Source organism: Glaciimonas sp. PAMC28666 (assembly GCF_016917355.1).
Taxonomy (GTDB): domain Bacteria; phylum Pseudomonadota; class Gammaproteobacteria; order Burkholderiales; family Burkholderiaceae_D; genus Glaciimonas.
This window is the reverse complement of the sequence record NZ_CP070304.1, coordinates 2,817,782-2,840,509: the sequence shown is the minus strand read 5'-3', so window position 1 is coordinate 2,840,509 and position 22,728 is coordinate 2,817,782. Positions and strand designations below refer to the sequence as shown.

Annotated in this window: 19 protein-coding genes; 12 read left to right on the top strand and 7 right to left on the bottom strand. The window is 51.8% G+C overall.

Annotation, left to right across the window (positions count from 1 at the left end; all coding sequences use genetic code 11):
- Positions 1 to 53: 53 nt before the first annotated feature.
- From accC to JQN73_RS12185, 6 genes are all read left to right on the top strand, one after another.
- Positions 54 to 1,424, top strand: coding sequence for an acetyl-CoA carboxylase biotin carboxylase subunit (gene accC, locus JQN73_RS12210; protein ID WP_205319057.1), 1,371 nt, complete (start codon positions 54 to 56; stop codon positions 1,422 to 1,424).
- A gap of 8 nt (positions 1,425 to 1,432) precedes the next feature.
- Positions 1,433 to 2,368, top strand: a complete 936-nt coding sequence (gene prmA / locus JQN73_RS12205) for a 50S ribosomal protein L11 methyltransferase (protein WP_205319056.1) — start codon at positions 1,433 to 1,435, stop codon at positions 2,366 to 2,368.
- Positions 2,369 to 2,370: 2 nt separating this feature from the next.
- The gene (locus JQN73_RS12200; protein WP_205319055.1) at positions 2,371 to 3,906 is read left to right on the top strand and encodes a DUF3426 domain-containing protein; all 1,536 of its coding nucleotides are present in this window, start codon (positions 2,371 to 2,373) and stop codon (positions 3,904 to 3,906) included.
- A gap of 118 nt (positions 3,907 to 4,024) precedes the next feature.
- The gene (locus JQN73_RS12195; protein ID WP_205319054.1) at positions 4,025 to 4,966 is read left to right on the top strand and encodes a carbohydrate kinase family protein; all 942 of its coding nucleotides are present in this window, start codon (positions 4,025 to 4,027) and stop codon (positions 4,964 to 4,966) included.
- Between the two features lie 236 nt (positions 4,967 to 5,202).
- Entirely contained in the window at positions 5,203 to 5,547 is a 345-nt protein-coding gene (locus JQN73_RS12190; RefSeq protein ID WP_205319053.1) for a hypothetical protein, read from the top strand.
- 102 nt (positions 5,548 to 5,649) lie between these two features.
- Positions 5,650 to 6,189 carry a peroxiredoxin gene (locus JQN73_RS12185; RefSeq protein ID WP_205319052.1) on the top strand — a complete coding sequence of 180 codons (540 nt, stop codon included), beginning with the start codon at positions 5,650 to 5,652 and terminating at the stop codon, positions 6,187 to 6,189.
- Positions 6,190 to 6,301: 112 nt separating this feature from the next.
- Here the strand turns inward: JQN73_RS12185 and JQN73_RS12180 are convergent, their stop codons facing one another.
- Positions 6,302 to 7,540 carry an MFS transporter gene (locus JQN73_RS12180; RefSeq protein ID WP_205319051.1) on the bottom strand — a complete coding sequence of 413 codons (1,239 nt, stop codon included), beginning with the start codon at positions 7,538 to 7,540 and terminating at the stop codon, positions 6,302 to 6,304.
- Positions 7,541 to 7,664: 124 nt separating this feature from the next.
- Between JQN73_RS12180 and JQN73_RS12175 the strand changes: the two genes are divergently transcribed.
- Positions 7,665 to 8,579, top strand: a complete 915-nt coding sequence (locus JQN73_RS12175; RefSeq protein WP_370551239.1) for a helix-turn-helix transcriptional regulator — start codon at positions 7,665 to 7,667, stop codon at positions 8,577 to 8,579.
- A gap of 20 nt (positions 8,580 to 8,599) precedes the next feature.
- Here JQN73_RS12175 and JQN73_RS12170 read toward each other — a convergent pair whose 3' ends face one another.
- Entirely contained in the window at positions 8,600 to 9,208 is a 609-nt protein-coding gene (locus JQN73_RS12170; RefSeq protein WP_205319050.1) for a glutathione S-transferase N-terminal domain-containing protein, read from the bottom strand.
- Positions 9,209 to 9,512: 304 nt separating this feature from the next.
- Between JQN73_RS12170 and purB the strand changes: the two genes are divergently transcribed.
- Positions 9,513 to 10,880: an adenylosuccinate lyase gene (purB, locus tag JQN73_RS12165; RefSeq protein WP_205319049.1), complete on the top strand. Its 1,368-nt coding sequence runs from the start codon at positions 9,513 to 9,515 to the stop codon at positions 10,878 to 10,880.
- Between the two features lie 175 nt (positions 10,881 to 11,055).
- Here the strand turns inward: purB and JQN73_RS12160 are convergent, their stop codons facing one another.
- Together JQN73_RS12160 and JQN73_RS12155 are read right to left on the bottom strand one after the other, a co-directional pair.
- The gene (locus tag JQN73_RS12160; protein ID WP_205319048.1) at positions 11,056 to 12,837 is read right to left on the bottom strand and encodes an ABC transporter ATP-binding protein/permease; all 1,782 of its coding nucleotides are present in this window, start codon (positions 12,835 to 12,837) and stop codon (positions 11,056 to 11,058) included.
- Between the two features lie 171 nt (positions 12,838 to 13,008).
- Positions 13,009 to 13,680, bottom strand: a complete 672-nt coding sequence (locus JQN73_RS12155) for a metalloregulator ArsR/SmtB family transcription factor (RefSeq protein WP_205319047.1) — start codon at positions 13,678 to 13,680, stop codon at positions 13,009 to 13,011.
- A gap of 81 nt (positions 13,681 to 13,761) precedes the next feature.
- Between JQN73_RS12155 and JQN73_RS12150 the strand changes: the two genes are divergently transcribed.
- Positions 13,762 to 15,210, top strand: a complete 1,449-nt coding sequence (locus JQN73_RS12150) for an MFS transporter (RefSeq protein WP_205319046.1) — start codon at positions 13,762 to 13,764, stop codon at positions 15,208 to 15,210.
- 56 nt (positions 15,211 to 15,266) lie between these two features.
- Here the strand turns inward: JQN73_RS12150 and JQN73_RS12145 are convergent, their stop codons facing one another.
- The gene (locus JQN73_RS12145; RefSeq protein WP_205319045.1) at positions 15,267 to 16,184 is read right to left on the bottom strand and encodes a LysR family transcriptional regulator; all 918 of its coding nucleotides are present in this window, start codon (positions 16,182 to 16,184) and stop codon (positions 15,267 to 15,269) included.
- A 161-nt stretch (positions 16,185 to 16,345) separates the two neighbouring features.
- Here JQN73_RS12145 and JQN73_RS12140 point away from each other — a divergent pair, with 161 nt between their 5' ends.
- From JQN73_RS12140 to JQN73_RS12130, 3 genes are all read left to right on the top strand, one after another.
- Positions 16,346 to 17,644, top strand: a complete 1,299-nt coding sequence (locus JQN73_RS12140; RefSeq protein ID WP_205319044.1) for a CitMHS family transporter — start codon at positions 16,346 to 16,348, stop codon at positions 17,642 to 17,644.
- 138 nt (positions 17,645 to 17,782) lie between these two features.
- Positions 17,783 to 19,120, top strand: coding sequence for an acyclic terpene utilization AtuA family protein (locus tag JQN73_RS12135; RefSeq protein ID WP_205323335.1), 1,338 nt, complete (start codon positions 17,783 to 17,785; stop codon positions 19,118 to 19,120).
- A 1-nt stretch (position 19,121) separates the two neighbouring features.
- Positions 19,122 to 19,430: a hypothetical protein gene (locus tag JQN73_RS12130; protein ID WP_205319043.1), complete on the top strand. Its 309-nt coding sequence runs from the start codon at positions 19,122 to 19,124 to the stop codon at positions 19,428 to 19,430.
- A 203-nt stretch (positions 19,431 to 19,633) separates the two neighbouring features.
- Here the strand turns inward: JQN73_RS12130 and secF are convergent, their stop codons facing one another.
- Together secF and secD are read right to left on the bottom strand one after the other, a co-directional pair.
- Complete coding sequence (gene secF / locus JQN73_RS12125; RefSeq protein WP_205319042.1) at positions 19,634 to 20,578, bottom strand: protein translocase subunit SecF; 945 nt, start codon at positions 20,576 to 20,578, stop codon at positions 19,634 to 19,636.
- Between the two features lie 126 nt (positions 20,579 to 20,704).
- Positions 20,705 to 22,567: a protein translocase subunit SecD gene (gene secD, locus JQN73_RS12120; RefSeq protein ID WP_205319041.1), complete on the bottom strand. Its 1,863-nt coding sequence runs from the start codon at positions 22,565 to 22,567 to the stop codon at positions 20,705 to 20,707.
- Positions 22,568 to 22,728 lie beyond the last annotated feature (161 nt).

Here is a 22,728-nt window from a genome sequence, read left to right as displayed (position 1 = left end):
CTTGATATCACTCGAACTTACGCTGAAATATTAGCCACGGAATACCATTTACTATGTTTGAAAAAATTCTCATCGCCAATCGCGGCGAAATTGCCCTGCGCATACAACGCGCATGTCGTGAAATGGGCATCAAAACCGTAGTGGTCCACTCAGAAGCTGACCGCGACGCCAAATATGTCAAACTGGCGGATGAGTCCGTCTGTATCGGCCCTGCTCCATCAAGCCTGAGTTATTTAAACATGCCCGCAATTATCAGCGCGGCTGAGGTCACCGACGCGGAAGCGATTCATCCTGGCTACGGTTTCCTCTCGGAAAATGCCGACTTTGCCGAGCGCGTGGAACAATCGGGGTTTGTTTTTATTGGGCCGCGCCCGGCGAATATCCGCTTGATGGGCGATAAAGTATCAGCCAAACAAGCAATGATACGTGCTGGCGTGCCGTGCGTTCCCGGTTCAGAAGGCGCACTACCGGACGATCCGAAAGAGGTCATCAAGATCGCCCGCAAGGTCGGCTATCCGGTCATCATTAAAGCCTCAGGTGGTGGTGGTGGACGCGGAATGCGCGTGGTGCACACCGAAGCGGCATTAGCAAATGCCGTGACCATGACGAAAACCGAAGCTGGCATAGCATTCGGCAATCCAGAAGTCTACATGGAAAAATATCTGGAAAATCCGCGTCACGTGGAAATTCAGATTTTAGCTGATCAATATAAAAACGCTATTTGGCTGGGTGAACGTGATTGCTCCATGCAACGTCGTCATCAAAAAGTGATTGAAGAAGCACCGGCACCCGGTATTCCGCGCAAGATCGTTGAAAAAATTGGTGATCGTTGCGCGGAAGCTTGCCGCAAAATGGATTATCGCGGGGCTGGAACATTTGAATTCTTGTATGAAAACGGTGAGTTTTATTTTATTGAGATGAACACCCGTGTGCAAGTTGAACATCCGATCACCGAAATGATCACCGGGGTCGACATTGTGCAGGAGCAGATTCATATCGCCGCGGGCGAAAAATTACGTTATCGCCAACGCGATATCCATCTGACCGGCCATTCGATAGAATGTCGTATCAACGCCGAAGATGCGTTTAAATTTACGCCATCGCCGGGTAAAATCCTCACCTGGCATGTACCTGGCGGTCCAGGCATTCGGGTCGACTCACATGCCTACGCGGGTTATTACGTGCCACCGCACTACGATTCAATGATCGGCAAAGTCATTTCGTACGGCACTACCCGCGAACAAGCAATCAAACGTATGCAGATCGCGCTGTCGGAAATGGTCGTTGAAGGTATCAGCACCAACATTCCGTTACATCGTGAACTAATGATAGACGCCCGCTTTATCGAAGGCGGAACCAACATCCATTATCTGGAACATAAACTGGCCGAACGACCAGACGTTCCTAAACCTGAAAAGAAGTAAGGCTGCACATGAGCTGGACCGAAATTGTTATAGAAGTTGCGCGCAGCCACGCTGAAGCGTTGTCAGACGCATTGATGGAAGCTGGCGCGCTATCGGTCTCGGTCGAAGATGCGGACGAAGGCACGGCCGCCGAACAACCTTTATTCGGTGAACCAGGTATGGAGCCGGAGGAGGCTGCGTGGGAACGCAGTCGGGTTGTTGCGTTAAGTGACGTTGACGTTGATCACGCTGCAATCGTTGCAGTCGCAGCCTTGGCTTGCGGCTTGCCAGCAGCGCCTGCATACACGCTGCGCTCAGTCGGAGAACAAGATTGGGTGCGGTTAACCCAGTCGCAATTTGCGCCGATCCATATCGGTAAAAATATTTGGGTGGTGCCTAGCTGGCACGATGCGCCCGACGCCAATGGTCTGATTCTGGAACTTGATCCTGGACTGGCTTTCGGGACTGGTAGCCATCCAACTACACGTTTGTGCATGGAATGGCTGGAAGCCCATCTGGGTGAACATACCGTCGAAACGGTTCTAGATTATGGATGCGGCTCCGGTATTTTAGCGATGGTGGCAAAAAAACTCGGTGCAACCAGCGTGATCGGCGTCGATATCGATCCACAAGCGATCGTCTCGGCGAGCGACAATAGCACCCGCAACCATTGCCAGATTGATTATTATCTGCCTGATGATTTCGTCAAACAATCAGGGTCGGATACCTATGACATCGTCGTTGCTAATATTTTATCCGGTCCATTAAAACTGATGTCTTCGATGTTGTGCGCGCGCGTAGCATCTGGCGGCAGCCTTACGTTGTCAGGGGTCCTGGCAGATCAGGCGCAAGATGTCATTGCGGCTTATGCGCCCTGGATCAAACTGACGGTATGGCGCGAGCAGGACGGCTGGGTTGCATTGTCAGGATGTTTGCCGAGCAAGTCGGCTGGATTGCATAGATAATTATGGCGCTGGCGACACAATGCCCCCATTGTCTAACCACGTTTCGGGTCGCTAACGACCAATTGAAATTGCGTGCGGGCCTGGTCCGTTGCGGATCTTGCCGTGAAGTGTTCAATGGTATTGAACATTTGGTGCGGCCGGACCATCCGGCGGCGGCGGATACCCCTGGCCCTATCGTGGCAAAGGATGAAAGAGATCATTCTCAAGCGTCGCCCGCTTACCATGCAGTACCGCCTGTTGCAGAATATTCGACTGCCGCAGCTTCGACTGCCGCATCTTCGTCATCCGTTCCACCCGCAATTACGCCGACCAAAACCACCAACCCTGCTCCTGTCGCGAATAAGTGGTTTGGCGCGCTCGAGCGTCGGAACGAAACGCCCCAGAATTTACCCTTAGCGGACTCAGCGCCACCGTCGTCATCGCGCAATGATGCTCTATCGACCATTTCTGCGCCAACTCATTCTCCACCTCTTACGCCTGTTGGGGTCGGGATGGCAGAAGCAAGTTCAAGAGAGTCAGCACAGCAGGCAGTTCAGCCAGTTCAGCCATCGTTTGCTCGGCTGAGGCCGGGTGAGGTTCCCCCAACGCCACCGTACCAAACACCCAATGCTGCCGCCAAAATTTCAAATCAGCCTCTAATTGCCGAAAATAGCGTCGAAAAGTCGCCTGATGTCTGGCATCGTAGCACTAGCAATGAATCCCAGGATAACGAACTTCCCCGTCCACAAGGCGAGGATGATCCGCTCCAGCGCATGACACTTTTTCAGGTTGCATCAGGAAACACGCTGTACGCTGACAATGTATTCATGTCGGATAATTTGGATAGCGCAGAGGACGAAGAGCTGGATCGACTGATCGATGAGCTTCAAAATCGGCAGTGGAATGGGAAGAAGAAAACCTCAGCAGAGTTGACGACTACGAGCAGGGCCGACGTCACCTTGAACGGCAGCAGCGAGCAAGTTAATCCTGAAAGTCTGCATCAGGCCGACCTGGGACAGCAGGACGTCCTGACAGAACCACGATTTATGCAACAAGCCAAGCGTAAACAACGTGTTGGGGGTGTTGTTCGGACCGGCATGTGGATCGGGAGCATCATTCTTGCCTTCGCCCTGATTGGGCAAATTGGGTATCACTACCGGGATCAATTAGCGGCCAGTTTTCCTCCTCTTAAGCCTGTGTTACAGGGCGTCTGCGGCAAACTCGGATGCCAGCTAAATTTACCGATGCATATCGATGATTTATCGATCGAATCCAATGAACTGCAATTGATGGCGCCGGACCGCAATCTCTATGCCTTGACATTACTGATGCGCAATCGCAGCAGCACTGTGCAGGCGTGGCCGTCAATTGAACTCACTTTGAACGACGCCAGCGACAAAACGGTCGCACGGCGTGTATTTGCACCTGGCGACTATCTGACGGCCCCGACCGATCCGGCAGAGGGTTTTCATCGAAACACCGAGCGTCCGGTGAAATTAACATTTGAGCTATTACAGTTAAAAGCATCCGGATATCGCGTTTATTTATTTTATCCGTAAGTTTTTGCGCGCAAATCGCTAAACTGCGGAGTTGGCGTTCAGATCAGTATGACGATTTTTGCGACCAGAGTGACGACCAGCATTCCAATCGATTTTCTCCTTCTCCTTAAAACCAACTATGACATCCCTCATCTCCGGTTCATTAGCCTACGACGTCATCATGCAATATCCCGGTCGATTTGCTGACGCCCTTCTGCCTGACCAGTTGCATAAAATCAATGTATCCTTTTTGGTCCCCACCATGCGCCGTGATTTCGGCGGCTGCGCGGGCAATATCGCTTACAACCTGAAACTGCTGGGCGGCGAACCACTCATCATGGCGACCGTCGGTCACGATGCCGGACCTTATCTGGAACGACTGCAACAGCTGGGGATTTCTTGTGCGGGCATTCGTACAATTGATTCCATCTACACAGCGCAATGCTTTATCACCACCGACGCAGATAACAATCAGATTACGGCCTTCCACCCTGGCGCAATGACACATTCGCATGAAGTGACTATCGCTGGTTTAAGCACGCATAGCGCGGTGAAATACGCAATCGTTGCCCCAGATGGCCGCGACGGGATGCTGCAACACGCCGAACATGCGGTATCGCACAAGATTCCACTCATCTTCGACCCCGGCCAGGGCATGCCGATGTTTGACGGGGCGGAGTTAAGGCATTTTATTGATCTGGCGACGTACGTTGCCGTTAATGATTACGAAGCAGAATTACTCACCTCCCGGACAGGCCTGAGCCTGACCCAAATTGCGGATCGGGTGACCGCGTTGGTCGTGACACGTGGCGAACTTGGCGCTGACTTATTTGCGGACGGCAATAAAGTCACGATTCCATGCGTAAAGGCTGAGCGTTTACTCGATCCAACCGGCTGCGGCGATGCCTTCCGGGCAGGAATGCTTTACGGGTTAAGCACAGGCATGGACTGGCCTACCATTACCAGATTGTCCAATTTAATGGGCAGCATCAAAATTGCAGAGCAAGGTCCGCAAAATCACGCGCTTGACCGTGCAGAAATCGATGATCGTTTTCGCGCGGCATTTGGTTACCAATTGTAAATTGAGAATCAAAAGTTAACCAGAAATAGTGCTGCCTGTCGGCAACGAACAAAATATAGCGGTTCGTTAGATACAGATCGAGTACAGATCGATGCAAATCGCGGCCGACGCCACGGCGGTTGGCAATATAGTCGTCAGGACACAAAAAATCGGCTTATGAACTTCACCAGTTGTTCTGCATCTAAACTTGCATCAAGACAAGACCAAGACAAGATAAAGACAAGGAAGCAGAGATCATGAAAAAAATTCTTTTGACTGGCGCGTTAGGTGGACTGCTGTTGCTCGGTGGTTGTGTCGCCGTTCCGTATGACGGTTATGGCAACGGTTACGGATATGACGGTGGTTATACCCCTTACGGCTCAGTGGATGGCGCTTATGTGGGCGCCGCACCGCTTTACGTTGCCCCTTCAGTATCACTAGGGTTCGGCTATTCGAACTATGGCTACAGCCCCTACCGCTGGGACAACGGTTGGCGTGGCGGTCGAGGCGGTGGCTGGGGCCATGGCGGCGGCTGGGGTCGCGGCGGGCGCGGTGGAGGTGGCGGACGCGGCGGTGGCGGTCATTGGGGCGGCGGACACTAACCGCGTCGCTATCCGCGGCGATTAAAATCCAGTCGACAAAGCGGCGTTATGGTCGCATGATAGCCATCACTTAATGGATGGTTATTTATTAAAGGAATCGACATGAAAAGATGGATAGCCGGAATGGTAATGTCTGCCGCAGTGATTGCACCAGCTTTGGCTGCATTAAAAGTCGGCGAAAAAGCGCCCGATTTTTCTACCGAGGCTTCTCTGGGCGGAAAAGTATTTACTTATTCGTTGGCCAACGAACTAAAAAAAGGGCCGGTTGTGCTCTATTTTTATCCCGCTGCATTCAGCAAAGGCTGCACGATTGAGGCACATCTGTTTGCTGACGCAACTGATCGTTATAAGGCGCTCGGCGCCACTGTGATCGGTGTCTCCAACGATAATATCGAGACACTCAACAAATTTTCGTTGAGTGAATGTCGTAGCAAATTTCCTGTCGCGGCAGACACGACCCAAAGCATCATGAAGTCATATGATTCCGTACTGTTATCCAAAACAAGTTACGCAGATCGTGTGTCCTACGTCATTGCTCCTAACGGCAATATAATCTACGAATACAGCAGTTTGAGCCCTGAAAAGCACGTCGAGAATACTATGCAGGCGTTGCAACAGTGGGCCGCCGCAAACAAGAAATGATGTTACGCAAGATGTGATTGCGTCGCTGGAAATAGTGACAAAAAAGCGCGCTTACCTTAGGTAAGCGCGCTTTTTAAACTTCAACTCTGTTTTTGGTTACGGCTTGCCCAACTTAACCTGGCACCACTTTTTGCCTATGCCCCTCGAGATTCGGCAGAAAAGCGGCCAGTAATCCAATCAATGGAAGGAAAGAGCACACTTGGTATACAAAGTGAATATCGGTCATATCCGCCAGTTTACCTAACGCTGCAGCACCAATTCCGCCCATGCCAAACGCGAAACCGAAGAATAAGCCTGATACCGTTCCGACTTTGCCCGGCACCAGCTCCTGAGCGAATACCAGAATCGCTGAAAATGCAGAAGCGAGAATCAAGCCGATAATCACGGTCAAAATACCGGTCCAGAATAAATTGGCATATGGCAACATCAGCGTAAATGGGGCAACGCCCAATATCGATACCCAAATCACCAACTTGCGCCCAACGCGGTCTCCGATAGGACCACCCAACATCGTGCCGGCGGCGACCGCAAATAAAAACACAAACAAATGAACCTGCGCCGATTGCACTGACAAATGAAATTTGTCGATGAGGTAGAAGGTGTAATAGCTGCTCAGACTAGCCATGTAAAAATACTTCGAAAAAATCAGCACCAACAGGATACCGATCGAAAACAGTACTTTTTTGCGTGGCAAAGCAACGTATGACTTTTGCGCTTTACCACCCTTGCCTTTACTGGCGCGCCCTTGCAGCTTGTACCAATTGCCGATTTGCCACAGAACAGCGATTGCCAATAAGGCCGCCAACGAAAACCAGGCGATGCTGCTTTGACCGTGTGGGATGATGATCCAGGCCGCTAACAACGGTCCCATTGAGCTTCCTGCATTCCCGCCCACCTGAAATATCGATTGCGCCAAACCGTGACGTCCACCCGAGGCCATGCGCGCCACGCGTGACGACTCCGGATGGAAGATCGACGACCCCGTCCCCACCAACGCCGCTGCTACCAGCAAAATGCCAAAACTGGGCGCCATCGACAGTGTTATCAAACCAACCAAAGTAAAGCACATCCCCGCCGCCAGGGAATAAGGCTTCGGATGTTTGTCCGTATACAGACCAACCACCGGCTGCAGTATCGAAGCGGTAATCTGATAGGTCAGGGTTATCAGCCCGATCTCCGTAAAACTCAGACTAAAGGTCGCCTTCAACAAAGGATAAATCGCCAGAATCAGCGATTGGATCATGTCGTTCAGAAAATGTGCAAAACTGATCGCTCCGAGAACCCGAAAGCCGGTTTTTTCGGCACTTTGCTGTTCCTGCGAAGTCGGTAATTGATTTATGGCTGTTTGCATGGCGAGTCAGTAGAAAAGTAAAAAACGTTGGGATCGTCGTAACGCGCATGACACGAGCGTGCTGACCGTGCCAAAGACAATATCAGCAGTGTAAGCAAAAACGCATAGACTGTTTTAAGATAAAATGTCAACTTCTGTCGTATTTCTGCCAATCGTCGCTCAGCCCGATTCCAAGTTCATTCCAGGAAGCAAACCACGCATAATGCCATTAGAGATCCACAAACACACTCAGATTAATCTTGCGGATTCTGTCCCGGATCAGCGTCACCCCGTTCGCATGCGAGCGCGCGATCTTGATGCCGCCGCGGTTCTGCACGCGCATAGGCATCCTTGGGGACAAGTTACCTACGCTCCTGAAGGAACGCTTAGGGTTTCGGTCGGCAACAGCACGTGGATCGTACCGCCATTACGCGCAATCTGGATTCCGCCGCACGTCGTGCATGAAATCAAGACGATTGAAAAAGCCCAGTTACGTGCGCTCTACATCCATACCAGCGTGACGCCCTTTAAAGGCGACCGATGCATCGTTCTGGAAGTTTCGTCGTTATTGCGAGAATTGATCGCAGCATTAACCGTGACGGCTACGGCCACGGAGGAAGAAAACGCCCGCGAATCGCTGATCACCCAACTTATTTTGAACGAGCTGGTCAATGCCGAGACACAAGCGATCCGGGTCGCCTTACCCACTGAGAAGCGACTGGTTACTTTATGCAAGGCCTTGCTTGATGACCCCGGCTCCGCCCTGACGCTAGGCGAATGGGCGCAACGGGTTGGCGCATCCGAAAGAACACTGGCACGCTTGTTCGAGCGAGATTTAGGAGTGACATTTGGGCGGTGGCGGCAGCAAATCAGACTGGCACATGCCGCGCCGATGATCTCCCGCGGCATGCCGCTTTCACTGGTCGCCGCCGAACTCGGCTATGCTAGCCAATCGGCATTTTCCGCGATGTTTAAGAAAACCTTTGGAGAATCGCCATCGACGTTTTTTACAACCAAAAAAAATCAATCGCCGGATAACGCACGCGACGACCACAAGTAGAAATGACAACTTCTGCCAGCTTATTGGGGTGCAGTGTCTTTGAAAGATGCGCGTTCAGATAATTTATCACAGAGCTTGGCGAGAGTAGGATAGGTGTCGCGCCATTCAATTTCAGGGAATCTGAAACTCAACCAGCCTAATGCGCAACCGACAGCCACGTCCGCCAGTGTGTAATGATTGCCCGAGCAAAACGGTTTCTCAGCTAATCCGACGGCCATTGCTTTCAATCCAGCCTCCACTTTACTGCGCTGACGGGCTACCCAGGCTTCGCTTTGTTGCTCCACAGGACGTTGCAAGCGTTCGAGCCGCATCAATATTGCCGCTTCCGCTATGCCATCCGCTAGCGCTTCCCAGCATTTGACTTCAGCCCGTTCCCGCGTATTGGCAGGAATTAATTTACCGACCGGGGTCAAGGTGTCGAGATATTCAACAATCACGTGAGAGTCAAACATCGCGCCGCCATCTTCCATCACCAGGCACGGCACTTTGCCGAGCGGGTTTGAAATCTGAATTGTCGAATTTTCAGCCCAGACGTCCTCCAGGACAAAAGTATAGTCGAGTTTTTTTTCCGCCATGACAACGCGGACTTTACGTACGTAGGGACTACCCAGAGAACCGATCAGCTTCATATGATACTTATAGAAATAATTGGACCCGATTATAACTCGGTGTTTATCGTTTTCGGCAACTCCCAACTCGGGCCGACATGCAAAACAACAGATCACCCATCTTGCAAATGGTAAAATTCAACTCCTGTCGTGACTTGCGCGATGTCGGTCTGGATGGCTCCTTTTGCCTTTTACACCGTCACCCTAGCATTCATCCATTACAAATAATGCAACAATATTAGTCCTTATTCAAGTAATAACTAAACTACGGTTTCGCCAAAGAAACGTTCGGCGCTTTGATTCACTTTTTTGATCTTTCCCTATCATGTCCCTCACTGCTCTTTCTGCCCTTTCTCCGCTAGACGGCCGATATGCCGCTAAAACAGACAAACTGCGCCCAATTTTGTCTGAATCCGGCTTCATGCACCACCGCGTCAAAGTAGAAATATCCTGGTTGCAAGCCCTTTCAAATGCCGGTTTCACCGAAATCAAGCCGTTTTCAGCGTCCGCCAGTGCCCATCTGGACAAAATAGCCGCTGACTTTACTGAGTCGGACGCAGCCCGGATCAAAGAAATCGAAGCGGTCACCAACCATGACGTGAAAGCGGTCGAATATTGGCTTAAAGAGCAAGTCAAGGATGTGCCGGAACTGGTTGCCGCGTCAGAGTTCATCCATTTCGCCTGCACTTCGGAAGATATTAACAACACCTCGCACGGCATGATGCTGAAAGCGGCGCGCGACACTGTCTTACTGCCCTCACTGCAGCAATTGATCGCCAAACTGACTGCAATGGCGCACGAGAATGCAGAGCTTCCGATGTTGTCACGGACACATGGTCAGCCAGCCAGCCCGACCACACTCGGTAAAGAAATGGCGAACGTCGTCGCTCGCCTTCAGCGCGCCGCCAAACGTATCGGAGATGTTGAAATTCTGGGGAAAATGAATGGTGCCGTTGGCAATTACAACGCACACCTATCCGCTTACCCGACGTTCGACTGGGAGACTTTCTCCAAAAACGTGATCGAGCAACGCCTTGGCCTGACGTATAACCCGTACACAATTCAAATCGAGCCGCACGATTACATGGCTGAGCTGTTTGATGCTGTCGCCCGCACAAATACCATCCTGCTGGATCTGAACCGCGATATCTGGGGTTACGTTGCGCTGGGTTATTTCAAGCAGCGCCTTAAAGCCGGTGAAATAGGTTCGTCGACCATGCCACACAAAGTTAATCCAATTGACTTTGAAAATTCAGAAGGCAACCTCGGCATGGCCAACGCCATCCTCAAACACATGTCAGAAAAATTGCCGGTCTCGCGCTGGCAGCGCGATTTGACTGACTCCACTGTGCTGCGCAATATCGGCGTCGGACTTGGCTATACGTTATTGGCGTATGACAGTTGCTTGCGCGGCCTGAACAAGCTGGAAGTCAATCCATCACGCCTGGCGGAAGACCTCGACGCAACCTGGGAAGTATTGGCAGAGCCAGTGCAAACCGTGATGCGCCGCTACGGTATCGAAAATCCGTACGAACAATTGAAGGAACTGACGCGCGGTAAAGGCATCTCCAAAGAAGCATTGCGGACGTTCATTCTGACGCTGGCAATCCCGCAAGAAGCCAAGGATCTTTTGCTGGCGATGACGCCTGCAAATTACATTGGTTATGCAGCAGAATTGGCTAAGAAGATTTAAGAATAATCTGATTGCGGAGCAAAACCGCTCCATAAAAAGCATGAAAAAATGGCTACTTCAGGTAGCCATTTTTATGTCAATCGGACCACACCACTAGCGCATTCGTAGCAATCAGTAGCGACCGATAGCAACTGATAGCACTGATAGCAAGCGGTAATGTCCCACATTTCGCTCATTAAATCGTTGCGAGCCGCCATTTTCCGGCACCTAGCAACTCCAGCTCCTGGGTGTGAAATACGGATAAGCTGCTGCGATGCCCGACGCTGACCATAATCATTTGCGGCAATGACTCGCGCAGCAATTGATACATTGCATGCTCCAGCCCTTCGTCCATGGCCGAACTCGCTTCATCGAGAAAAACCACTTGAGGCCGACTCAATAACACCCTTCCAATCGCCAGACGTTGCTGCTCACCGAGCGATAGAATTTGGGTCCAGTCGGCTTGATCGTCGAGCTGAGAAATCAAATGACTGAGCTGACATTGGCGCAGGACTTCAGCAGCAGACTCATCGCCATGGACAAGGTGCGGATAATGCAACGCGGTGCGCAACGTGCCTAAGGGTAAATACGGCTTTTGTGGCAGGAACAAGGCATGCTCAACGTCTGGACGGATAACTTCGCCACTCACGTAAGGCCATAATCCAGACACAGCACGCAACAAGGTGGTCTTGCCGACTCCCGAACGACCGCGTATTAACAGCGCTGCCGCTGGCATCAGACTGACACTGAGATTTTCCACCAGCGTTAGTTGCTCTGGCGTGGTGACAGTCAGTCGATCGACAATGAACGCATTCTGACGATAGTCGATTTGCGGACCGGGCAACTCTGCCGCCGCATCGATTGAATCCAGGTAACCAGTCAGACGATTCATGATCGCGCGGTAGCTGGCGAAATCATCGTAAGCGTTACGAAAGAATGAGAGCGCGTCCTGAACTTGCCCAAATGCTTGGGAAGTTTGCATCATATCGCCCAGCGTAATCTGTTTGCTGAAAAAACGCGGCGCTTGAATGATTAACGGAAACACGACCGCGATCTGACTAACGACCAGATTTAAGCCTTGAAATTTGAGTGATCGCGAAACGATCGCCCACATATTGCTGATAACGTTACTGAACCGAGCAGCGAGCGCGCTCCGCTCGACATTCTCACCGCGAAAAAAAGCAATATTTTCTGCGTATTCGCGTATGCGCACCAATGCATAACGAAAATCTGCATTGAATTTTTCACTCAAGAATGCCAGTCGCATCAGTGGCCGACCGACCTTCACTGCAAACACCGTGGCGATCAATACATACACGTAAACCAGATAAACCATGCCCCGCGGGATTTCGACCCCGAATAGGCCAAGCGCGCCGGACAGACCCCACAAGATAATGCTGAAAGAGAAAAGTGAAACAATAGAATCCAACACGCCCATCGATAAGGCTAACGAACTGGACACAAACCCTTCAACATCTTGTTGAATACGCTGGTCCGGGTTATCAATTTTCTGTGCCACAAATTGCGTACGATGATAGGCCTGATTGGATAGCCAGCGGTCGACCAGATTGTTGGTCAGCCAGACCCGCCAATGAATCAAAAAAGCCTGCCGCACATAAAAATTGACCAAAGCACGAAACACATGAACGGTAGCCAGGACCGAAAAAACCATGATCATGGACCAAAACACCTTGGAGTCCAGCTTTTGAAGCGCACTGTATAACCCGTTATACCAAAATGAAAACAGCACATTCATTCGGACCGAAAACAGCGTGAGGAAAACGATTCCCGCCAACCAGATCATCGGTTGTTTACTACGTGAAGGCTTGAAGAAGTCCCATGTTAATCGGGTAAATTGTCTTCCCCACACCGTAAAACGCGCCAGTATCAGCACCATCACACTCATGCAGATGATGCTGATGACAAAGGCCTTACTTATCCATATCAGGCTTTCCAGCAGCGCATTATGCCAATCCATCTTTACTCCAGTCCGCTATAAGCCAAATGACACATTATCGTGAACCATAATGCATTAAGAGTTTTTAAATAATCAAACCTAAATGATCGCAACACAAAAACGCGCATCGCGTTCGTCTTTAGCGACCAATTATGCCTGTAGACCCAAGGCTTTGCTTTTCAGAAGCTTTTTTTATACGTGAGATCTAATCCGATAGACGCAGCGACGCGCTCCGGCCAGCAGATGCTCTTCACGACTAACGCCGGCATCGCCACCGACAATCTCCTGAAATAGTTGAAGTTCGGATCGACAAAACCCCTGACATGTCCGCGCTGCCGCACAAATGGGGCAATGGTCTTCGATCAGCAACCAGTCAGCACCATCACGTTCGATACGCGCCATATAACCTTCCGTCTGCCGAATGGAGGCTAACTTTTCTAATCGTTGATCCAATTTCGACAACCCCTTGCAGGCGGCGTTATACGCGTCACGCATGCTACTTTCGCGCTGACTGATCAACTTCTCAAGGCCGTCCTCGCCAAATAACTTTCTCACTGAACCGATCAGATCCACGGTTAATTGAGCATGCGTATCCGGAAAACGGGCGTGGCCCGCCTCCGTGAGGACCCAATTTTGGCGCGGTCGGCCAGCGCCTGTGGACGCTTCGAGCAAACCGGCAATCAGATGGCCGGTAAACAGCTTCTGCACTTGCAAGCGCGCCGCCTCAACTGTTATCTCCAACTCTTGCGCGATGGTGGCCGTTGAGGCCGGGCCTTTGGTTTTCAAACGCCAGAGGATGCGCTCAGCCGTTGACTGCGAACTTACACCGATTACATTATCCAAGTTAATACTTGTATATATCATTATTTCGCCTTACCATTCAATCTTAATAACCAACTATTACCTTGGATATTAAGGCCGATCCCCATCATTGTCGAGGTACTCTTGCGCCCTGTTTCCACCGCCCCTCCCGCCTGGAGAGATTTACTCGCTGGCAGTAACGCTTTACGCTCTGTTGCCTTGACCGGTGGCGTCGCGCTACATGCCATCAATGTCCATATCGTCACCACAATACTGCCCTCGGTGGTACGCGATATTGGCGGTTTGCCTTACTACGCCTGGAACACCACGCTGTTCATCGTGGCCTCGATACTCGGCTCGACCCTGTCTGCCAAGCTGATTGACCTGCTCCATCCCCGCGCGGCCTACCTGTTTGCATTAGCCGTATTTTCTATCGGCACCATCGGTTGTGCGACCGCACCGAACATGGTCTGGATGCTGGCAGGACGCAGCGTTCAAGGTTTGGGTGGCGGTATCCTGGCAGCGCTCAGTTATGCTTTGATCCGAATCGTTTTCGAAGAACGGCTATGGTCGCGGGCTGTTGCGCTGGTGTCCGGTATGTGGGGCGTCGCCACATTGTTCGGGCCTGCAGTGGGGGGATTATTCGCCCAAAGCGGCAACTGGAGACTCGCTTTCTGGGTGTTATTACCGATAGCGGCTTTGCAGGCAGTCATCGTCAACAGTCAGGTCAAAGGCGACCGCAATAACCTGACAGATACTGGAACGCTCAAAGTGCCGTTCGGTAAAATTTTACTGCTTGCAGCATCTGTACTGGTGATCGCTTTCGGCGCGCTATTCGAACAGACCGGTTGGAAAGTCGCCGGAGTGGCAACAGGGTTGGCGCTTGGCTTTGCGGTGGCGCGACTTGATCGGCACGCAACCGTGCGCCTGCTGCCGACTGGCGCGTATTCTTTGCAGGACCCTCTCGGTGCAACTTTCGCTTGCGTCTGTCTGCTGATGGTCGGCACCACAACCGAAATCTTCGTCCCCTACTTTCTGCAAGTTATTCATCACCATACGCCGCTCACAGCAGGATATATGACCGCCGCCATGGCCGGTGGCTGGAGCCTCGCCTCGTTACTCAGCTCAGGCCGGATGGGGCGTGCCGCTGACCGCATGGTGCGCATCGGACCAATCTGCGTTACAGCGGCGCTCCTCGTCCTTGCTGTCATGATGCCTGAGCGGGAGCGCCTCCCGATTGCAATAGAAACGTTATTGTTGGTTATCGCGCTCGCCGGGGTCGGTTTTGGTGTCGGCCTTGGCTGGCCGCATCTGCTGACACGGGTATTGAAGTCTGCGCCCGCCGGCGAAGAGAACCTGGCGTCATCGGCAATCACGACGGTGCAGCTTTATGCCATGGCGATCGGCGCAGCATTGGCGGGGCTGATCGCCAATGCTGCGGGCTTGTCAAATCCGGGGGGCCTGGATGGTGCGCGTCATGCTGCCTATTGGCTATTCGGAAGTTTTGCGGTGGCACCGATGTGCGCCATTTGGTTATGCAACCGTATGCTGCGTCCAGGGTTAAGCAGCAAGGCTGTCCCATTTTACGAATAGCTGTTTCATTTGAAGAAAATGGTCGTGCACTGACAAACGAACCGAGGCCGGAAATATTACAGATGCGGCTCTACCAATGGCTGGCTTTGAAAGCTCGCCAGGATCAAATCGAACATTCCTTGTGCGGCGATAGAAAGATTGCGGTCTTTTTGTTTGACGATGTAGATAGGGCGAATCACATCATCGGTTTCGACCGGAATTGCCGTCAGTTTCAACTGTCGAAACTGAAATAAGGTCAGCGCGGGCACCAGGCTGACGCCAAGGCCGTGTTCAATGAGCCCCGCTACGGTGGCCAAATGCTCCACTTCGAAGCCAGTGTTGTTAACCGCAATATCGCGGATCAGCAGATCGACCTTTTGCCGGACGCTTGTAGATTTAGCCAGATGAATCAAATCGCATCCGTTTAAGTCGGCCAGGGCTACGCTGGTTTTTTTCGCCAATGGATGATCTCGACGGCAGACCAGATAAAACGGATCACCGCAGAGCGTTCTGGTCTCGAACTCCATCAAACTGGCACCCGGTGCGGTTAATGCGAGATCGGCCTTCCCGGCTCTCAGCAGACCCAGACATTGATCGGATAGCGCGTCATAGAGCTGAACGATAACGCCGGGAAATTGTTTTTTATATTCGGCGATCACTGCCGGCAACCCGTTCGCGGCCAGCGATGGAAGCGCGGCGATGGCTACCCGCCCTTTGCGACGTGCCACATAATCCGCCATATCCGAAAATGCGGATTCGATATCGGCAACCAGGCTGCGTGCCACTTCCACGAAAATTTCGCCCTCCGCGGTGAGAGTGACATTACGCGTATCGCGCTCAACCAGTTGCGCACCGACCGCCGCTTCTAATTTCTGAATCACTACGCTGAACGCGGATTGGGATAAATGACAGCGCTGTGCAGCCCGTGTGAAGTGCCGACATTCAGCAAGGGCCAGGAACGCGTGCAAGAGTTTGGTTGAAATATTCGGTTGCATAGCTTAAGCAAAGTTGACTACGCGGAATCCATATCAGACGCGAATTAATCGAAATTACAGCTTAATTAATCGAAAAATGCAATTTTACAATATAAATGAAGACATCCAAAATGAAGACAAATGCTGCATAGATAAGCATATTCATAAAACTCGGAGATAACATGCTGGCACTGCTCGGATTCATCACGATTATCGTATTGCTCACTATGATCCTTACTAAAAAAATGTCACCGCTGGTGGCGCTCATCGCGATTCCGATTATTGCCGCCCTGATCGGCGGTTTCGGGCTGGAAACCTCAAAATTTATCGTAGCGGGGATTACCAATATTGCCCCGGTGGCGGGCATGTTCGTATTCGCGATTCTGTTCTTCGGCATCGTCACCGACGCGGGAATGCTCGATCCGGTCATCAGTGGCATCTTGCGGGTAGTGGGAAGCCGCCCGACGCGCATTGTTCCCGGCACGGCATTGTTGGCGTTGCTGATCCATCTCGACGGCTCTGGTGCAGTGACCTTTCTGGTCACGATTCCGGCCATGCTGCCTTTGTATACGCGATTAGGAATCGACAAACGCGTCCTGGCCTGCGTTGCATCGCTGGCCGCTGGCGTCAACTTTTTGCCCTGGACCGGCCCCATGATCCGGGCGTCGGCCGCGCTCCATATACCGGTAAGTGAAATTTTTACACCGCTGATACCGATTCAGCTGGTCGGTCTGGTATTTGTTTTTAGTGTCTCCTATTGGTTGGGCCGGAAGGAAGAAATCCGTCTGGGCCTGACCAAAGGCGCACCCATCGGTTTTATCCACACGCATGAACTGACGGAACTCGAAAAGCAAATCCGACGTCCTGGCAATTTCTGGATCAACATTGCGCTGACCGTCATCGTTCTGGGCGTCATGATCAGCGGCAAGATCGATCCGGTGGTGATGTTTATGGTTGGCGTTGTGCTTGCGCTGATGATCAATTACCCGAACGTGGACATGCAACGGGCGCGGGTTGATGCGCATGCAAAGGCGGCGCTACTCATGGCCAGCATATTATTTGCTGCGGGCGTCTTTACCGGCATCATGACCAAATCGGGGATGCTTTCCGCCATGGCGAAGGCAGCAGTAGCTATGGTGCCACCTTCGATGGCATCGCATATTCCCGTAGTGTTGGGTTTGCTGTCCATGCCATTGTCTTTGCTGTTCGATCCTGATTCGTTTTATTTCGGGGTATTGCCGGTTGTGGCAGAGGTCAGCCATATGTTGGGCGTACCATCGATTCAGGTAGCACAGGCCGCGTTGTTGGGCCAAATGACAACTGGCTTCCCGGTTAGTCCATTGACGCCTGCAACATTTCTGGTCGCAGGACTCGCCGGGATCGATCTGGCCGATCACCAAAAGTACACGTTCAAATATTTGTTTGCGGCATCGATTGTGATGACTATTGCATGCGTGCTGCTGGGGATATTTCCGCTGTAACGCGGTACGTACTGAGGAACTCTGAATTTGCATTAGTTTGCATTAGTGTGCGCCGGTTTACGCTGGTATTCGATAGGTTGACGTTAGCAGGCTTGATGTCGTGCTTAAGAATGCAGGCACTGCTTGAAAGGAAAAATGATGAAAAATATCCGGATTGGTGCCGGTGCCGGCTACTCCGGCGACCGGATTGAGCCAGCCATTGAGCTAGCCGAGAAGGGCGATATCGATTATTTGATATTCGAATGCCTCGCAGAGCGGACGATTGCCCTCGCACAGCAAGCCAAGATGAAAGACCCCTCGCTCGGTTACGACCCGCTGTTGGCTGACAGAATGCATGCGGTCTTGCGCATCTGTAGCGAAAAGGGAATCAAAATTATCACCAATATGGGCGCGGCAAATCCTCAGGGTGCGGCCGCCAAAATTAAGGAAATTGCGGTATCGCTGGGTCTGGTTAATTTGAAAATTGCAGCTATTTCGGGTGACGATGTTTTGTCTGTTCTGCAGCAGGGTAACTATATCGACGACAGCGGCCAACCGGTTATGGCATTAGGCGACAAGCTGCTATCAGCCAACGCCTATCTTGGCGCACAGCCTTTGGTCGATGCATTGGCCCAAGGCGCGGACGTCATTGTCACCGGCCGTGTGGCCGATCCTGCCTTGGTATTGGCACCGCTGATCCATGCGTTTGGTTGGGCGATGGACGATTGGCATCGACTCGGCCAGGGTACGCTGGTTGGGCATCTGCTGGAATGCGCTGGACAAATTACCGGAGGCTATTTTGCTGATCCTGGCTATAAAGACGTCGCCGATCTGGCGCGTCTGGGCTTTCCGATTGGCGAAGTATCCGAAGATGGCAGCGTCGTTATCACCAAAGTAGCTGGCTCTGGCGGGCAGGTCACAGCCGCCACATGCAAGGAACAATTGCTCTACGAAATTCATGATCCGGCGGCCTATTTGACGCCCGATGTGGTGGCTGATTTTTCCGCGGTCACGGTGTCGGAAGTTGGTATTGACCGTGTCGCTATTCAGGGCGCGACAGGTCATCCAAAAACCGGCATGTTAAAAGTGTCGGTTGGTTACATCGATAGTTATGTCGGCGAGGGACAAATGTCGTACGCTGGTCCCGGTGCCTTGGCGCGGGCGACATTGGCGTGCGATATCGTGGCTGAAAGATTGAAAATCGCCGATGTCAAAGTGGGTGAAATTCGATACGATCTGATCGGCGTCAATGCGATCCACGGCGCAAGCTTAAGCCCAACAGATACAGAACCGTACGAAGTCCGTATCCGTGTAACCGGACGCACGGACAGCCTGAAAGAAGCAATCCGGATCGGTAACGAGGTGGAGACTTTATACACTTGCGGCCCGGCTGGCGGCGGCGGCGCGACCAAGGCGGCAAAAGACGTGGTGGCCGTACGCTCTACGTTGTTGCCGGAAGCATTAGTGACAGCTTCCATTCATTATGAGGAGATCTGACATGCAGCTTCGTAAAATGGCCCATTCCCGCGCCGGTGACAAAGGCGACATTTCGAACCTTTCCCTGATTGCCTATGACAGCAAAGACTATCCGCTGTTGGAGAAATATGTGACGGTGGAATTGGTAAAAGCCCACTTTGCCGATATCGTGTTCGGCGACGTCGTGCGCTATACGCTGCCTGAACTGGGCGCTATGAACTTTGTCTTGCAGAAGGCGCTGGGCGGCGGCGTGACGCGTTCGCTGGCCCTGGATGCACACGGGAAGTGCCTCAGTTCGGCGTTGTTAAATCTGCACATTCCCGACGCTTGAATTGCGAGGCTCGTTACGCAATCAGGCGCCAATGATGAATGCCTTGTCAATCTGACGAGCAAAAAAAAACCCCGTCTTTGTTAACGGGGCCGGTTTGACGTAACGTGGGCGGGAAGCGTTTAAATGGGCATTTACAAACTTAAACCGCCCGCCTCTATGACGCTCCTGCCCATCAATCTCACCAATTTAACGAAGGCTGGTACTTACACTACCGCGCCTTCAGTTTCATCTTTTTCTTTGATCGGCTTGATCAGGTCTTCGCGCTTGACACCCAGCCACATGGCCAATGCAGCAGCAACGAACACCGAAGAATAAATACCGAACAAAATACCGATCGTCAGCGCCGCAGCGAAATAATGTAATGTCGGGCCACCGAATATCAACATCGACAACACCATAATTTCGGTGCTGCCATGGGTGATGATCGTACGCGAAATCGTACTCGTAATAGCGTGATTCAGGACATCAGGCGTGGCCAATTTTCCAAACTTGCGATCACGGAAGGTTTCGCGCACCCGGTCAAACACCACCACCGACTCATTGACGGAATATCCAAGCACCGCCAACACCGCGGCCAGCACCGTGAGTGAAAACTCCCACTGGAAGAACGCAAAGAATCCAAGAATAATCACAACGTCATGCAAGTTGGCGATGATCGCTGCGACCGCGTATTTCCACTCAAAACGAATCGCCAGATAGATCACGATACCGACGATCACAAACAGCAATGCCATCAAACCGTCATGGGCCAGCTCGTCACCGACCTGCGGCCCGACAAACTCAGTCCGCTTCAACTGCACATCAGGATTAACGGCCTTCAACGCATTCAGGACAGTTTCACTTTGCTGAGATGAGCTAACACCTTTTTTAGCAGGAAGACGAATCAAGACATCTTGCGCAGTACCAAAGCTTTGGATCTGATTGTCTGTAAAGCCAATATCTTCAACTGTCTTGCGGATTCCGTCGATATTGGCTGGCTGACTATAGGTCAACTCCATCACCGTGCCGCCAGTGAACTCAATCGACAGATGCAAGCCTTTATGAAAAAGGAAAAATACGGCCAGGACAAACGTCAGCGCTGACACTGCATTCAAAATCAATGCATGCCGCATAAACGGAATATCTTTTTTAATGCGGAAAAATTCCATCACAATCCTTTCGGTTCGACCGGGCCATCTGTCACTCCTGCCATGCAGGGAGTTGAATCGGCACACCGGTCATATCAACATTTACTTTTTTGTGCTTACTGGGTTCTTACTCATACAGCAGACGCATTATTTGTCGCCCGGTCTCCACACTTTGCCGATCGACAATGATGTCAGTTTCTTGCGGCGGCCGTACCATAAATTAGCCAGGCCACGCGAGAAGAACACAGCTGAAAACATCGAGGTCAGAATACCCAGGCAATGCACCACCGCAAAGCCACGGATTGCACCTGAACCAAACGTCAGCAGTGCGATACCGGCAATCAATGCGGTCACGTTGGAGTCGAGAATCGTATGCCATGCATGCTCAAAACCGAGGGCAATCGCCGCCTGCGGAGAATTCCCTTTACGCAGTTCTTCCCGAATCCGTTCGTTCACCAGAACGTTGGCATCAATCGCCATACCCAGAGTCAACGCGATCGCGGCGATCCCCGGCAGTGTCAAGGTGGCTTGCAAGGTCGACAATACTGCGACCAGAAGTAGTAGATTGACCGACAACGCAATCACGCTGAAGGCACCAAACAACAGGTAATACACAATCATGAAAATCGAGACAACCAGGAAACCGTACATGGTTGAATCAAAGCCCTTTTTGATATTCTCGGCGCCCAGCTGCGGTCCAATGGTCCGTTCTTCAATAATTTCCATAGGCGCGGCCAATGAACCAGCCCGCATTAACAACGACAAATCCGCCGCCGCTTGTGGCGTTCCCATGCCGGTAATCTGGAAGCTGGAACCTAACTCACTTTGAATCGTCGCTACCGTCAGGACTTCGCCCTTGCCTTTTTCAAACAGGACAACTGCCATCGCTTTACCGATCTTGTCACGGGTAGCAGCGCGCATCTTGCGGCCGCCATCGCCATTCAGGTCGATACTCACCGCAGGTTGATGGTTTTGATCGAATGATACTGACGCATTAGAAATATAGTCGCCGGTCAGGACCGGATCTTTGTAGAGAATAACCGGAGCATTCTTGCCAGTCTTAAATAGCTCGGAGCCGAACGGCACAGCGGCAGACAGTTCTGTACCCCGTGTGACGGACTCGTCGACCATGCGTACTTCCAGCGTTGCCGTGCGGCCAATGATGTCTTTGGCGCGTGCGACATCCTGAACACCTGGCAACTGAACCACGATGCGATCAGCGCCCTGGCGTTGAATAATCGGTTCTGCGACACCTAACTCATTGACGCGCTTGGACAAGGTCAGAATATTTTGCTGAACGCTTTGATCGGTCGTGGTTTTCAATACGTCCGGCTTCAACGTCGCAATAATTTTTGGATCTGCGCCGGCCGGCCCGTCGGTCAACGTCAGTTCCGGGAGCTGGTCCGCGAGTAAGGTCTTGGCCTTGCTCATCGTATCCTGATCGCGGAAACTGATTTCGATTGCATCGCCGTTGCGATCAATACCACTGTAGCGAATATCTTTGTCGCGCAAAATGCTGCGAGCACTGGATTGCAAACCTTGAATACGCTTGTTCGCGACCGCCTGCACATCGACTTGCATCAGGAAATACACACCGCCACGCAAATCGAGTCCAAGGAACATCGGAAACGCGTGGATGCTTTGCAGCCATTGTGGCGTATTAGGGACCAGATTAAAGGCAACGCTATAGGTCGGATCGGTCGGATCGGTATTTAATGCCTTTTCCAGTACGGTCTTTGCCTTGAACTGAGTGTCGGTATCCTTGAAACGCGCACGTACCGTACCTTCGGCACCGGCAGTATCAAAGACGACATTCAAGGGTGCCAGATTGGCCTGTTCCAGAACCTGCTCCACCCTCCCGCTCAACGCACTATCTACCTTAAGGGTCGACTTTATGCTGCTGATTTGTACCGCAGGTGATTCACCGAAAAAGTTCGGCAGTGTGTACAGCACGCCAAACAACAGCGCGATGACGATCACAATATATTTCCAGAGTGGATAGCGATTCATAGTGATTCAGCGTTTGGTGTGAGTCTGCAACTTGCAACGCGCAAATTGCAACATACTCTTATTTCTATAAATAGTGCCCGATATCGCTAGTGACACTGCGTAAAACAGCCAGCGTCTCACGATGAGATTCAAGGCGACAAGACTACTAAGGAACAAAAGAT

Coding starts and splice junctions, on each gene's coding strand:
- JQN73_RS12135 (WP_205323335.1), top strand. CDS start 17,783: ATGAAAAATATCCGGATTGGTGCCGGTGCCGGCTACTCCGGCGACCGG.
- JQN73_RS12160 (WP_205319048.1), bottom strand. CDS start 12,837: ATGGATTGGCATAATGCGCTGCTGGAAAGCCTGATATGGATAAGTAAG.
- JQN73_RS12190 (WP_205319053.1), top strand. CDS start 5,203: ATGAAAAAAATTCTTTTGACTGGCGCGTTAGGTGGACTGCTGTTGCTC.
- JQN73_RS12130 (WP_205319043.1), top strand. CDS start 19,122: ATGCAGCTTCGTAAAATGGCCCATTCCCGCGCCGGTGACAAAGGCGAC.
- JQN73_RS12140 (WP_205319044.1), top strand. CDS start 16,346: ATGCTGGCACTGCTCGGATTCATCACGATTATCGTATTGCTCACTATG.
- purB (WP_205319049.1), top strand. CDS start 9,513: ATGTCCCTCACTGCTCTTTCTGCCCTTTCTCCGCTAGACGGCCGATAT.
- JQN73_RS12195 (WP_205319054.1), top strand. CDS start 4,025: ATGACATCCCTCATCTCCGGTTCATTAGCCTACGACGTCATCATGCAA.
- JQN73_RS12180 (WP_205319051.1), bottom strand. CDS start 7,540: ATGCAAACAGCCATAAATCAATTACCGACTTCGCAGGAACAGCAAAGT.
- JQN73_RS12185 (WP_205319052.1), top strand. CDS start 5,650: ATGAAAAGATGGATAGCCGGAATGGTAATGTCTGCCGCAGTGATTGCA.
- JQN73_RS12175 (WP_370551239.1), top strand. CDS start 7,665: ATGTCAACTTCTGTCGTATTTCTGCCAATCGTCGCTCAGCCCGATTCC.
- JQN73_RS12145 (WP_205319045.1), bottom strand. CDS start 16,184: ATGCAACCGAATATTTCAACCAAACTCTTGCACGCGTTCCTGGCCCTT.
- JQN73_RS12155 (WP_205319047.1), bottom strand. CDS start 13,680: ATGATATATACAAGTATTAACTTGGATAATGTAATCGGTGTAAGTTCG.
- JQN73_RS12200 (WP_205319055.1), top strand. CDS start 2,371: ATGGCGCTGGCGACACAATGCCCCCATTGTCTAACCACGTTTCGGGTC.
- secD (WP_205319041.1), bottom strand. CDS start 22,567: ATGAATCGCTATCCACTCTGGAAATATATTGTGATCGTCATCGCGCTG.
- accC (WP_205319057.1), top strand. CDS start 54: ATGTTTGAAAAAATTCTCATCGCCAATCGCGGCGAAATTGCCCTGCGC.
- secF (WP_205319042.1), bottom strand. CDS start 20,578: ATGGAATTTTTCCGCATTAAAAAAGATATTCCGTTTATGCGGCATGCA.
- prmA (WP_205319056.1), top strand. CDS start 1,433: ATGAGCTGGACCGAAATTGTTATAGAAGTTGCGCGCAGCCACGCTGAA.
- JQN73_RS12170 (WP_205319050.1), bottom strand. CDS start 9,208: ATGAAGCTGATCGGTTCTCTGGGTAGTCCCTACGTACGTAAAGTCCGC.